At 66.8% G+C, this 11,365-nt stretch carries 16 protein-coding genes; 7 read left to right on the top strand and 9 right to left on the bottom strand.

Annotated elements, in window-relative coordinates; all coding sequences use genetic code 11:
* Window positions 1-4 precede the first annotated feature (4 nt).
* The 3 genes from CH285_RS26595 to CH285_RS27625 all read right to left on the bottom strand — a co-directional run bounded on the left by CH285_RS26595 (window position 5) and on the right by CH285_RS27625 (window position 1,723).
* Window positions 5-490, bottom strand: coding sequence for a GNAT family N-acetyltransferase (locus tag CH285_RS26595; RefSeq protein WP_032388109.1), 486 nt, complete (start codon window positions 488-490; stop codon window positions 5-7).
* Window positions 491-499: 9 nt separating this feature from the next.
* The gene (locus tag CH285_RS26590) at window positions 500-1,240 is read right to left on the bottom strand and encodes a lysophospholipid acyltransferase family protein (RefSeq protein ID WP_032371702.1); all 741 of its coding nucleotides are present in this window, start codon (window positions 1,238-1,240) and stop codon (window positions 500-502) included.
* A 96-nt stretch (window positions 1,241-1,336) separates the two neighbouring features.
* The gene (locus tag CH285_RS27625; RefSeq protein WP_141215004.1) at window positions 1,337-1,723 is read right to left on the bottom strand and encodes a hypothetical protein; all 387 of its coding nucleotides are present in this window, start codon (window positions 1,721-1,723) and stop codon (window positions 1,337-1,339) included.
* On the opposite strand from CH285_RS27625, the gene CH285_RS27620 reads away from it, so the two are divergent.
* Entirely contained in the window at window positions 1,710-2,225 is a 516-nt protein-coding gene (locus CH285_RS27620; RefSeq protein WP_094693440.1) for a hypothetical protein, read from the top strand. The genes CH285_RS27625 and CH285_RS27620 overlap by 14 nt on opposite strands.
* 7 nt (window positions 2,226-2,232) lie before the next feature.
* On the opposite strand, the gene serS is transcribed toward CH285_RS27620, so the two are convergent.
* Together serS and CH285_RS26575 are read right to left on the bottom strand one after the other, a co-directional pair.
* Window positions 2,233-3,486: a serine--tRNA ligase gene (gene serS / locus CH285_RS26580; protein WP_032371704.1), complete on the bottom strand. Its 1,254-nt coding sequence runs from the start codon at window positions 3,484-3,486 to the stop codon at window positions 2,233-2,235.
* A gap of 11 nt (window positions 3,487-3,497) precedes the next feature.
* A complete protein-coding gene (locus tag CH285_RS26575) occupies window positions 3,498-3,890 on the bottom strand; it encodes an ankyrin repeat domain-containing protein (protein WP_032383011.1) in 393 nt (130 codons plus the stop codon).
* A gap of 34 nt (window positions 3,891-3,924) precedes the next feature.
* On the opposite strand from CH285_RS26575, the gene CH285_RS26570 reads away from it, so the two are divergent.
* Together CH285_RS26570 and CH285_RS26565 are read left to right on the top strand one after the other, a co-directional pair.
* On the top strand, window positions 3,925-5,007 hold the full coding sequence (locus tag CH285_RS26570; RefSeq protein WP_032371706.1) for a septum formation family protein: 1,083 nt from the start codon (window positions 3,925-3,927) through the stop codon (window positions 5,005-5,007).
* A 13-nt stretch (window positions 5,008-5,020) separates the two neighbouring features.
* Window positions 5,021-5,353: a metallopeptidase family protein gene (locus CH285_RS26565; RefSeq protein WP_027494838.1), complete on the top strand. Its 333-nt coding sequence runs from the start codon at window positions 5,021-5,023 to the stop codon at window positions 5,351-5,353.
* Window positions 5,354-5,483: 130 nt separating this feature from the next.
* On the opposite strand, the gene CH285_RS26560 is transcribed toward CH285_RS26565, so the two are convergent.
* Together CH285_RS26560 and CH285_RS26555 are read right to left on the bottom strand one after the other, a co-directional pair.
* A complete protein-coding gene (locus CH285_RS26560) occupies window positions 5,484-6,254 on the bottom strand; it encodes a CbtA family protein (protein ID WP_032366733.1) in 771 nt (256 codons plus the stop codon).
* Window positions 6,245-6,439 (bottom strand): CbtB domain-containing protein, encoded by a 195-nt coding sequence (locus CH285_RS26555; protein ID WP_027494840.1) that lies wholly within the window; start codon window positions 6,437-6,439, stop codon window positions 6,245-6,247. Before CH285_RS26555 ends, CH285_RS26560 begins: the two co-directional genes overlap by 10 nt.
* 248 nt (window positions 6,440-6,687) lie before the next feature.
* Here CH285_RS26555 and CH285_RS26550 point away from each other — a divergent pair, with 248 nt between their 5' ends.
* The 4 genes from CH285_RS26550 (at window position 6,688) to CH285_RS26535 (ending at window position 9,771) form a co-directional block, all read left to right on the top strand.
* Complete coding sequence (locus CH285_RS26550) at window positions 6,688-7,254, top strand: histidine phosphatase family protein (protein ID WP_255032252.1); 567 nt, start codon at window positions 6,688-6,690, stop codon at window positions 7,252-7,254.
* Between the two features lie 88 nt (window positions 7,255-7,342).
* Entirely contained in the window at window positions 7,343-7,654 is a 312-nt protein-coding gene (locus tag CH285_RS26545; protein ID WP_027494842.1) for a PE family protein, read from the top strand.
* A gap of 66 nt (window positions 7,655-7,720) precedes the next feature.
* A complete protein-coding gene (locus CH285_RS26540) occupies window positions 7,721-8,911 on the top strand; it encodes a PPE domain-containing protein (protein ID WP_052068977.1) in 1,191 nt (396 codons plus the stop codon).
* Window positions 8,908-9,771: an ESX secretion-associated protein EspG gene (locus CH285_RS26535; RefSeq protein ID WP_052068978.1), complete on the top strand. Its 864-nt coding sequence runs from the start codon at window positions 8,908-8,910 to the stop codon at window positions 9,769-9,771. The genes CH285_RS26540 and CH285_RS26535 overlap by 4 nt, the downstream gene beginning before the upstream one ends.
* On the opposite strand, the gene CH285_RS26530 is transcribed toward CH285_RS26535, so the two are convergent.
* Both CH285_RS26530 and pheA read right to left on the bottom strand, forming a co-directional pair.
* Window positions 9,764-10,429, bottom strand: a complete 666-nt coding sequence (locus CH285_RS26530; protein ID WP_032371707.1) for a histidine phosphatase family protein — start codon at window positions 10,427-10,429, stop codon at window positions 9,764-9,766. The two genes, CH285_RS26535 and CH285_RS26530, sit on opposite strands and share 8 nt — an antisense overlap.
* On the bottom strand, window positions 10,426-11,358 hold the full coding sequence (pheA, locus tag CH285_RS26525) for a prephenate dehydratase (RefSeq protein ID WP_027494845.1): 933 nt from the start codon (window positions 11,356-11,358) through the stop codon (window positions 10,426-10,428). The genes CH285_RS26530 and pheA overlap by 4 nt, the downstream gene beginning before the upstream one ends.
* Window positions 11,359-11,365: the final 7 nt, after the last annotated feature.

The raw sequence follows: 11,365 nt of genomic DNA, 5'->3' as shown, positions 1-11,365 counted from the left end.
TCGGCTATTCGACGATCAAGTCCATCAGCAGGCTGTCGTGCCAGCCGTCCGGTCCCTTCTCGTACTTGCGCATGATCCCGACCGGCTCGTAACCGACTGCGCTGTAACAGGCTATCGCTGCCGCGTTGTCGGCGGCCGGATCGATCACCAGGCGGTGATGACCGAGATCGACTGTCAGGTAGCGCACCAGTGTGCCTACCGCGTCCTGTCCGACGCCGCGGCCGTGTACAGCCGGATCGAGGAAGATGTCGATCGACGCGTGCCGGTACATCGGGTCGGTCTCTTCGCCGTACTGGATCAAACCGACTGTCGCGGAGTCCAATTCGACAACCAGGCGGGTCTCTTCAGGGTTGTCGAACGGCCAGGTCTCGTCGGCGTCCTCGTCACCCCAGCGCGCATGCACCTCGGGGGTGTGCAGTATTCGGCGTAGCTCCGGCACGTCCTCGGCGGTGATCGGCCGCAACACGACCCGTTCACCGCGGAGGTTCATGCCCGCCGACTACTCGACGCGCTTGGCTGCGCGCGCCGCCAGATCCTGGGCGTCGAGCTTGTCGGCTTCCTCCAGGGTCGGGGCACTGCCACCGAGTCGGGCCGGAACCCAGTACGCGCCGGGCTCGTGGTGGTAGCCCTCCTGAAGCTCGAGCAGCATCTTCTGCATGACCGACCGCAGCTTGTCGGTCAGTTCGTTCGGCGGCCCGACCGGCGCAATCGGTTCACCGACGGCAATGGAGATCGGAGTGTTGGTGCGGCCCAGTCGCTTCGGGTAGCCCTTGGTCCACACTCGCTGCGCACCCCAGATGACCGTTGGGATGATGGGGACGCCGGCCTCGATGGCCATACGCGCTGCGCCGGACTTGAATTCCTTGATCTCGAAGCTCCGGCTGATGGTGGCTTCGGGATACACGCCGACGAGTTCGCCCTTGCGCAGACTGTCGACGGCCGCCTTGTACGACTGCGCACCGGCACCGCGGTCGACGGGGATGTGCTTGAGTGCGCGCATGATGGGGCCGGAGATCTTGTTGTCGAAGACTTCCTTCTTGGCCATGAAGCGGATGTAGCGCTTCACTCGCCGCGGCGGCAACCCGGCGTAGGTGAAATCCATGTATCCGGTGTGGTTGACGGCGATGACCGCTCCACCGGTAGCAGGGATGTGGTCCTCGCCCTCGACCTCGAACTTCAGGCCCTCGAACGCGAACACTGTGCGAGCGATGCCGATGACTGATCGGTAGACGGGTTCCACAGTCGGTTAGCGTAGTCGGTGGACGGGGTCGGAGAAAGGTCCGGCCAGGAGCGCGGTCGGGTCGTGCGCAGTTCGAGAAGCTACGGGGGAGAGAATTCACGTGAAGAACAGAGCGGCTTCACCGCGGCGCAGCCGAGTCTGCCGAACCGCGCTGCCGCTGATAGCGATGATTGCGCTGGTCGGTGCCTGCGATTCCGCGGTCGGGATCCCATCCGAGCAGGCCGCAGCCCCGTCCAGCAGCAGTGCAGGGTCCACCGCCGAGTCCGCGAATGCCGCCGGGTCGAGCACCCCAGAGCCCACCACCACCCCGGCACCGCCGCCCATCCCACCGGGTCCGCCCGTCGGCGAAGCCCCCGGAAATCCTGCGGCCGCCGCGGCACTACGGCCGTTCGTCAACGATCTCACCGGCGGCGGAATAGGTGTCGTCACCGCGAGGTGCTGGACTGTGCCGCCGACCGACATTCCGACGATGTACTTCGACACCGGCGCCATCCTCGCGGCGGTGGCGGCTCCCGCGGTCGACGGTCAGTACGCGGTGACGTGGACCGGACCCACGGCAACGGTCGCCATCAAACGCAGCGAGATCGCGTCGGGTTACGCCTGCCCGACCGTCTATCCCACCGGCACGACGCCGGTGTTCGACGCGACGGACGCGGTCTATACCGTCGACCGCTATCTGGGACGCATCGCCGGTATCCCCGTCAATCGGGGCGACGTCGAAGAGAGCTACCCGCTGGTGTGCGACAGCCGCGGCACGTGGGATCCGAACGGCACCGGGTCTCCCACTGCCCCACCTCTGGCCGAGAACCCGGCAATTCTGCCGAGCATCACCTCGTTCGATCCCGACAGCGTGTTCGTGACGGCTCAGAACGGCGTCTACACGCAGGTCAATGCAGACATCATCGACGCCTCGGGGGTGTACCAGAACCGCACGTTCCTGCTGGCGATCGGCGGCGAGGGCTACTGCATCGGCGACATCGCCTGATCCTGAACTACTTCAGGACATCGGTCCCGACGAAGGGCACGAGGGCTTCCGGAACCCGGACGGTGCCGTCGGCCTGCTGGTGGTTTTCGAGGATCGCCACGATCCACCGCGTGGTGGCGAGGGTGCCGTTCAGGGTGGCGGCGGTCTGAGGCTTGCCGTTCTCGTCGCGGTAGCGCACGCCGAGGCGTCGGGCCTGGAAGGTCGTGCAGTTCGAGGTCGAGGTGAGCTCGCGGTATGCCTTCTGCGTGGGGACCCATGCTTCGCAGTCGAACTTGCGAGCGGCCGAGGACCCGAGGTCTCCGCCTGCGGTGTCGATGACGCGGTAGGGCAATTCGACTGCGGCGAGCATTTCCTTCTCGTACTGCAGCAGCTTCCGGTGCTCGGCCGCCGCGTCCTCGGGCTTGATGTACGAGAACATCTCGATCTTGTCGAACTGATGGACGCGGATGATGCCGCGGGTGTCCTTGCCGTAGCTGCCCGCTTCACGACGGAAGCACGACGACCAACCGGCGTAGCGCTTGGGGCCGTCGGCGAGGTCGATGATCTCGCCCGAGTGGTAGCCGGCGAGAGCAACTTCGGAGGTTCCGACGAGGTAGAGGTCGTCGGCTTCGAGGCGGTAGATCTCGTCTGCGTGTGCTCCGAGGAAGCCGGTTCCCGACATGATCTCCGGCCGCACGAGAACCGGCGGGATCATCATGGTGAACCCGTTCTTGACGGCCTTCTGCGCGGCGAGCTGAAGCAGCCCCTGCTGCAGCAACGCGCCGTAGCCGGTCATGAAGTAGAAGCGTGAGCCCGACACCTTGGCTCCGCGTTCCATGTCGATCAGGTTCAGCGACTCGCCGAGTTCCAGGTGATCCTTGGGCTCGAAGTCGAACTCGGGGACGTCGCCGACGGTCTCGAGCAGCACGAAGTCGTCCTCGCCGCCCGCGGGCGTTCCCTCCTCGACGATGTTGGAGATCGCCCGGTGAGCCGTGTCGAGAGCTGCGTCGGCCTCGGCCTCGGCTGCCTGGGCCGCCTTGACCTTCGCGGCCAGTTCCGATGCCCCGGCCAGCAGCGCGGGACGGTCCTCGGCCGAAGCCTTGCCGACCTTCTTGCCCAGCGCCTTCTGCTCGGCACGCAACTGATCCCCGGCCAACACAGCGGCGCGGCGGGAGGCGTCGGCGTCCAGAAGAGCGTCGACGAGAGCGGGGTCCTCGCCTCGGGTGCGCTGCGAGGCGCGCACTGCGTCGGGGTTCTCGCGAAGCAATTTCAGGTCGATCACGAGAGCAAACCTTACTTGCCGAGCAAGCCCAGGTAGTCCTCGCGTCCGAACATCGTGGCTGCGTCGATCGCCGAGGGGTGGCCGCCGTGTGGGTCGGCTCCGCCGTCGATGAGCAGCCGCACCACCTCGTCCTCGCCTTTGAACACAGCGCCCGCGAGTGGGCTCTGGCCCTTGTCGTTGGCCTTGTTCACATCGGCACCGCGTTCGACCAGCACCCGTACCGCATCGGCGTGGCCGTGATAGGCGGCCAACATGAGCAGGGTGTCCCCCGACTCGTTGTGCAGATTCACCGGAACTCCGGCGTCGACGTAACTCGCCAGACCGACGGCGTCACCGGTACGTGCCATTGCGAACAGTCGACCGGCCAGCTCACTGAGGTCGTCGTCACCCGTTGGGTCGCTCATGTCGACCGAACATACTCGGGCATGATGGAGGGCGATGTCCGCTACAGAACCAGACCCCACGACGAGCGAGAGTCGGAGAACTCTCTCGGCCACCACTGCTCGACGCGGCCTCGCCATGGTGGCCGTCGGTGCAGTCCTGGCCGCGGGGGCAACAGTGTTCCTGTCCGGCGGATTCTCGACTCCCGAGAAGATCACCACGCATTCGACGGCCAGTGGCCCCGCCACCGCAGGTCCGGTGTCCGCGAAGTCCTTCGGTGCCGCCGACCCGGGCGTGTGCCTGCAGTGGACGCCCACCGACGATCCCGAGACCGATCGTCAGGACCTCAGCGAAGTGCCGTGCGCCGACGCCCACCGCTTCGAGGTGGCCCGCGACATCGACATGAGCGTCTACCCCGGTATCGAATTCGGCCCCGGCGCGCCGTACCCGGGAGCGCTGCGCTTCGGTGAACTGCGTGACGAGCACTGCACCGCCGCCGTCGACGGCTACGTCGGTGCCAAGTTCGACCCGAACGGCCGCTACGGCGTCGGCCTGATGTTCCCCAGCCAGGCCGGATGGGCCAAGGGCGAGCGCACGCTGCGGTGCGGTGTGCAGATGCCGTCGAACACCGGTGCGCTGCTCGAGATGACCGGCTCGATCCTCGACGAGGACCAGTCCAAGGTGTGGCCGACGGGCACGTGCATCGGAATCAACCAGAACGTGCCTGCCGACCCGGTGGAATGCTCGACTCCCCACGCGTTCGAAGTGGCGTCGGTGATCAACCTCACGCAGCAGTTCCCCGGCGGGCACCCGTCGGAAGGCGACCAGGACGCGTACCTGGAGAAGACCTGCACCGACGCCGTCAACGGATACCTCGGCTCGGAGAACGCGCTGCGGGACAAGACGTTGACGTTGTTCTGGGACACGATCGACGTCTCGAGCTGGCTCGCCGGTAGCCGTCAGGTGACCTGCTCGGTGGGCAAGGAACTCGACTCCGGTGGATTCGCAACCATCGTTGGCAGCGCGAAGGGCGACATCCTCATCAACGGTGCCGCACCAGTGCCGCCGCCCGCAGCCCCCGACGGCCGCGCCCTCCCGACTCCGCTGCCCGGTGCCGCTCCGATCACCACCGGAGGCTGACATCCCCACCCATATGACCCGCGTCGACTTCGAGGAAGCGGTGTCCGACGCTCTCGACACACTGCCGCGAGAACTCACCGACTTCATGAACAACGTCGTCGTCCTCGTCGAGGAGGAACACCCCACCGAGGACATCCTCGGGTTGTACGAGGGAATTGCGTTGACCGAACGCTACGAATACAGCGGCCACTTGCCCGACGTCATCACGATCTACCGCAAACCGATCCTCGACATGGTCGACGACGAACACGAGGCTCGACGCGAAATCGCCATCACCGTCGCGCACGAAATCGGCCATCACTTCGGCATCGACGACGAACGCCTGCATCAACTGGGATTCGGCTGATCGCGCTCGCCCCCGATCGCCACCCCCACCCCCGTAATGCCACCCCCGGTTGGGATCAATGTGGGTTTCAGTCGGTCAGACTGCAACAAAGGCGCATTGATCCCAACCTGGGGGGGCGGGCAAAACAGGGTTAAGCCGAGACAGCCTCTCGGCGAACAGGTCGCACCGCGCGGTCGGTCAGGAACGCGAATCCCAGTCCCAGGGCCAGCCACAGGGTTGCCTGCGTGGCCAGTGACGAGAGTCGGAATTCCCACAGCAGGGTCGCCGGGAAGTCCGAACCCACTTCGTTCACGCCCGGCAGAAGTGCGTAGCCCACACCGACGATCACGAGGAACGCCACCGTCGGAGCACCGACGCGAACCGCCACCGACGACTGCGACGCCACCGCCTTCGCCACATAGATCGCGACGCCCACGGCCAGCAGACCGAGAATCACCGACGCCAACCACAGCCAGGTGCGCTGGGTGATCGTCTCCGGGTCCCCGACGGCCGGTGGGTTTGCCGGATACTTGAAGAACGGCACCGCTTCGATTGCCAGCCATCCGGCCCCGGCTCCGAGGAGCGCGAGGATCGAGCCCGGGAGCGAGCTGAACCGTCGGGCATAGTGCAGTACCGACGCGAAGATCGCGCCGAGTGCGAGCCCGGCGAGTCCAGTGGCGAGGAAGAGTCCGACGCGTTGCCCGTCGCGACTGACGAGGGCGTCCTCGTCGCCGTGCGAATGCGCAGCAGTCGCATCGGAGTCGGCGTGGTGTGCCTCGCCTGCCGCTTCTTCGATGGAGATGGCCGAATCGACGTGCGGCTCACCGATGACGAAGGCAACTCCGCCGGCGAGCAGTCCCGCGACGAGACCGGCGAGCAGACCTCGCACCAGCAACTGAACGAATGTCCCGGTCAGTGGCATGGCAGGCCCAGCAGGTGGCGGCCGTCGTGCATCAGTTCGTGCATGTACATGCCACTACGCGAGATCGCGCCCTGGTCGAATCCGACGAGGTAGAGCACAACGAATGCAAGCAGTATCGTCGCGGCGACGATGACGGCGAGGGCCGCCGATTCCGTCGTGTTGCTGGGTGCATGAAGTATTGCCATGGGGGTGTCCTCCTGGGATTGTGCGTCCCGTAGTCCCTTCGGAGATGAAGGGACGGCCATGCGATGTACGAGTTTTCTGGCTCTCGAATTCGGACATCTGCCCGACGTCGATCACAGTGGCGCAACCGTTCCGGATTTTCACCGGATTACCTGCGTACATCGCGTCTTACCTGCGCACTGTGGCACCGCGTTCGACTCCGTGTCAATCACTGTCCTCGAAGAACATCGTCCGATGCCACAATGACGCGGTGACTGCGCCTGCGACCCGCCTGACGTTGGTGAGCCACGCCAGAACCGATGCGATGCGCTCGGGCCGCTTCCCTGCCGACGAGCCACTCGACGAGGCGGGTGTGCGCGCACTGGCCGAGGTGACCGATTTTCCGCGTGCCGACCGAGTGATGTCCGGCCCGGAGCTGCGGTCCCGATCCACTGCCGAGATCTTCGGCAGCGACGTCGCCATCGAACCCGCGTTGGCCGATGTCGCGTACGGCCGGTGGTCCGGACTCGAGATGACCGATCTGCCCAACGCCGACGCGATGGCCTGGCTCGGCGACCCGGCATTCACACCGCCGGGCGGTGAATCCCTGGACGCGTTGTTCGCTCGCGTCGAGGCGTGGCTCGACGAGGCCGGTTCGACGCCGGGCCGCACGCTGGCCGTGACCGCACCCGCAGTGATCAGGGCCGCGGTCGTGCTGGTGCTGGCGGCACCGGTCAGCTCGTTCTGGCGGGTCGACGTCGCACCGTTGACGCGCACCTCGATCCATCGCCGAGGCTCGCTGTGGACGATGGATTCGGTGGCACAGAAGTCTCTCTGAATTCTTTCCGGCATCGATGGAACCGATCCGGGCACGGCGGCGTCCTACCTACCGACAGCCCAGTTCGTCGATCGCAGGGAGCGTGCTCATGACCGTCATCAAAGTCGATCCGGTGGCTCTGCAGCTCGCTGCCTCGGAACTCGATGCGGTCGCTGCCCGCTTGCAGGCCGCCGTCACTGCGACGGCACTTCCTGTTCGGCCGTTACCGCCGGGCACCGACGAGGTGTCGCTCTTGACCGATCGCTTCTTCGCCACCGCGGCCGATACCTTCGGTCCCGCTGCCGCACAGGGCATTTCGGAGCTGCACCGAGCCGCCGAGGAACTGCGCAAGCAGGCCGCGGACTACCTGGCCACCGACGACGACACCGCCGGGGGCCTGCCGGGGCTCGCCGGCATCTGACGCACACATCGACCGGCAGCGGTTTCGAAAACGACACGGGGGCTCGAACATCATGGGGGCTGAACAATGACGCTCGGTGTGACAGGTGTGGTGTGGCTACCACGAACTGCGACAGGAAATTCGACGCGACTGCTGGGGCCCGGACCGGTGCCTCTACATGTCGCAGGCGGGGCCTGGGGTTCGGTGGCCGCGGCCTTCACCGAGGCCTCGGTGAGCATCGCCGCCATCACGACAGCCCTGACCGCGGGCTGGGAGGGTGAGTCGGCTCTCCTCGCGCAGGCCGCCCTCGCCCGGTTCGCCACGTGGACCGGAGCCACCGCACTGAAGGCGGCGGCACTGTCGATCGAAGCCCCCGCCGCGGGGACCTCGTACGGCGTCGCACTGGCCACCATGCCGTCGCTCGTGGAGATCGGTGCGGTGCAAGCTGCCAAGGTCACGGCTGCGTCGACCGGCGGTGCGCTCAACGGAAGTTACGAGGCGGCCGAGGTCGCAGACCGATTGCTCGACATCCGCGCAGCCATGGTCATGGAGGGATTCGAGCTGGTCTCCTCGCACCTGATCGCGAAGACGACGTTCGATCATGCGCCCGCCATCGTGTCCGAGTCCGGCAGTGGTCTCGGCAAATTCGCCAACGGTGCGCTGATGACGTCTCCCGTTCAGGCTGCGGTCGGCAGTCTGATGGCCGCGACGCAGAACCCTGGCATCGCAGCCGCAGCCGGGCAGCTCGGCAGTGCCGCCACCTCGATCGCCGGAACGGGCGTGTCCACGGTGGCCACCGCGGCATCCAACCTGGTCTCGACGCCCCCGCCGAGTGGACCCGGATCCGGCATCGGCCACTCCTTCGCACCCGGTGGTTCGGGACCTCACGCCGTCGGGCCGGCAGCCACCCGTCCGGTGGCATACGGCGGACTGGGCGGAAGCATCGGCAGCATCGGCGGCGGACTGGGAGTGCCCGGTTCGGCGTCGAGTCCCCTCGGCGGTGGATCGGCACTCACGGGTGCAGTACAGAGCAGTCCTCCTTCCACGGTCGGCGCACCGACCGCAGCCGAGGGTGGTCTCGCTCAGCGCGGAACCGGTGCCGGTGCTGCGCCCGCATCGGGCACACGGGCGCAGGACGACGACGAACACGACACCCCGGAATACCTGAAACAGTTCGAGCACTTCGCCGACGGCCGCACGGTGGCACCGTCGGTCATCGGAGCAGACCCAGCCCTCCACAACCGAGCCCTCGACAACATCAGTGAGAACGGCCGGTGATCGACTTGGGAACCGTGCCGGTGGGCCACACACTGCCGAGTGCCGCACTCGGTGTCGACGAGATGGATTTCCTGGTCGACGAGCTGTCGATTGCCGAACTACCCGTTGTGCTCGACGTCTTCCCGCGCTTCGACGACGCGACAGCCCGCGACCGTGCTGTCGACCGCGGCCGTCAGGCCCTCGCGGCGGCAGGACTGTGGGACGGCACCGCGGTCCACGAGGACGTTCGCCACTGGCTGCGGGTCCTGGAACAACCCCGCTGGTACGTCTCGGCGCGACAATTCGAGGGCGACACCGTTCCCGTGACTCGGATCTGCATCGCATCCGACGACACCATCGCGGTGTCGGCGGTACGGCGAGAGAACATCGTCACCCTGCGCGTCATCGCCGGGGATCCGGCTCGCGATCTCGTCTCGTCGCTGGGATCGGCACCGCCGTTCGATCCCGGCAGCATCAACGCGCCCACCGACCTGCTGGCCGGGGCACTGGACGCGGCACCGTCCGACGTGGGCGGCACCGCTTCCCGTCTGCGCAGCATCGGAATCGCCGACGACCGGGCCCTCACTCTGGCCGCGGCGATGGCCACGTGCGCGGGCAGGACCGAGATCACGGCCGTGACCCGCAGGCATGGGACTCGGCGCGGGGCCGGGCGTCCGGTGGCCCTGTTCGATACCCGCGCCGGACGGATCGTCGCCACCTCCGCTGTCGCCGCGGACGGCCGTTCGTGGAGCTCGTTGACCGGCGCGCCGGATCACCGGGTGACAGCGGCTCTGACAGAGCTGATCTCGTCGGCCAAGGACCCAGCGACCACCAACCCAGCGACCACGAACCCAGCGATCGGCAATCCAGCGATCAGCTGATCGGGTTGTCTGCCTTGTCGCTGCCCTTGCCCTCGAAGGGCGGCAGGAACGTGCCCCACTTGGCGCATGCCCAGCCACCGTCGGGTACCGGCAACAGCTCGATTGTCTGGGTGTTGTCGAGATGGTTGTCGGCGGCGAAGGTGCCGTCGACACCGGTGAGGGCCGCCGCGACCAGTCGAATTGCGGCCCCGTGGCTCACGACGACGACGTCTCCGGCGGTATCGTCACCCAGGTACTGTCCACGCAGTTCGTCGAGCACCGGGACGTAGCGCGCCAACACTGCGCGCCCGCTCTCGCCACCCGGCGCGGCTGCATCCAGATCTCCGGTATGCCACCGGTAGAAGATTTCGGTGAACAGTCGGTGCGCCTCGGGATCGTCTCGATCTTCCAGCTCTCCGGCGGACGTCTCCTGGATACCGTCGGTCACGACGAGGGGCACTCCGGTGCCGCGCTCGACGTAGCCCGCAGTTTGCTTGGCGCGCAGAGCAATCGACGAGACCAACACGGCGGGAGGATTACCCAGCCGTGTCTGCGCGTACGCCTCGGCTTGCCGGTGCCCGAGCTCGGTGAGTTCGGCTCCCGGCGGCGCTGTGTCCAGCTTCTTCGCGACGTTGGAGACGGTCTGCCCGTGCCGGACGAGAATGAGCTTGCCCATCACAGATCACCCCGACCGGAACGGATTTCGGACAACCACTGCACGTGCTCGTCGATCGGTTGCGGCACCGAACCTCCCGATGTCGTTGCCGTGGGCCATGATCCGAGGAAACGTAGCGGCATCTTCCGATGGAACGCGGTCAGCGCCTCGGCGACGAGGGGATCGTCCACATGCCCGGCGCAATCGACGAAGAACATGTAAGTGCCCAATTGCGAACGGGTAGGCCGTGATTCGATGAACGTCAGATCGATGTTGCGAATTCCGAACTCCGCCAACGCTGCCGGCAGCGTACCCGGGTCGTTCGGCGGCTTCAGCACCACCGAGGTGCGGTCGGCACCGGTGCGGGCGGGCACCGGCTGCGGCGGAGTCACCAGCACGAAGCGGGTGCGCGCACCCTCGACGTCGATGATGCCGTCGGCCAGCGTCGGCAGAGACAATCGCTCCCCGGCCAACCGTGTCGAGACGGCGGCGTCGACCACGCCGGCGGCAACATCTTCTGCTGCACCGGCATTCGAGGTCGCAGACTGCACGACGGCGTCGGGCATCGTGGCCTGCAACCACTGCCGGACCTGGCTGAGGGCGATCGGGTACGCGCTGATCGTGCGGGCCGAGTCGAGAGTGACACCGGGTCCGCCGACGATGGTGAAGGCGACCTCGATCTCCGTCTCGGCGACGATCTGCAATCGCCGTCCTTCGGACAATGCGTCGAGCGTCGGCGGCACGGCCCCCTCGATGGAACTTTCGATGGGAACCACTGCGGCGTCGGCGGCACCGGATCGAACGGCCTCGAGCGCCGCGGGCGGGCTCGCGGCCGACACCCTCTGGACGTCCCCGCTCAGGCCGACCCCGTCGAATGCGCCGAGCGTTTCGAACTGCGCCAGCGCCATCTCCGTGAACGTTCCCGATGGGCCGAAGTAAGCGATGCGAGGCACGTCTCGA

It is taken from the genome of Rhodococcus sp. 05-2256-B1 (assembly GCF_002258465.1).
In the GTDB taxonomy this organism is placed as follows: Bacteria; Actinomycetota; Actinomycetes; order Mycobacteriales; family Mycobacteriaceae; genus Rhodococcoides; species Rhodococcoides fascians.
The sequence above is the reverse complement of the archived record's forward strand: the minus strand, read 5'-3'. Positions and strand labels throughout refer to the sequence as shown.

Excerpts from the sequence above, each read along its gene's own strand:
- CH285_RS26595 (WP_032388109.1), bottom strand. The coding sequence starts at position 490 with ATGAACCTCCGCGGTGAACGGGTCGTGTTGCGGCCGATCACCGCCGAG.
- CH285_RS27620 (WP_094693440.1), top strand. The coding sequence starts at position 1,710 with ATGTACTTCGACACCGGCGCCATCCTCGCGGCGGTGGCGGCTCCCGCG.
- CH285_RS26575 (WP_032383011.1), bottom strand. The coding sequence starts at position 3,890 with ATGAGCGACCCAACGGGTGACGACGACCTCAGTGAGCTGGCCGGTCGA.
- CH285_RS26570 (WP_032371706.1), top strand. The coding sequence starts at position 3,925 with ATGTCCGCTACAGAACCAGACCCCACGACGAGCGAGAGTCGGAGAACT.
- CH285_RS26565 (WP_027494838.1), top strand. The coding sequence starts at position 5,021 with ATGACCCGCGTCGACTTCGAGGAAGCGGTGTCCGACGCTCTCGACACA.
- CH285_RS26560 (WP_032366733.1), bottom strand. The coding sequence starts at position 6,254 with ATGCCACTGACCGGGACATTCGTTCAGTTGCTGGTGCGAGGTCTGCTC.
- CH285_RS26555 (WP_027494840.1), bottom strand. The coding sequence starts at position 6,439 with ATGGCAATACTTCATGCACCCAGCAACACGACGGAATCGGCGGCCCTC.
- CH285_RS26545 (WP_027494842.1), top strand. The coding sequence starts at position 7,343 with ATGACCGTCATCAAAGTCGATCCGGTGGCTCTGCAGCTCGCTGCCTCG.
- CH285_RS26540 (WP_052068977.1), top strand. The coding sequence starts at position 7,721 with ATGACGCTCGGTGTGACAGGTGTGGTGTGGCTACCACGAACTGCGACA.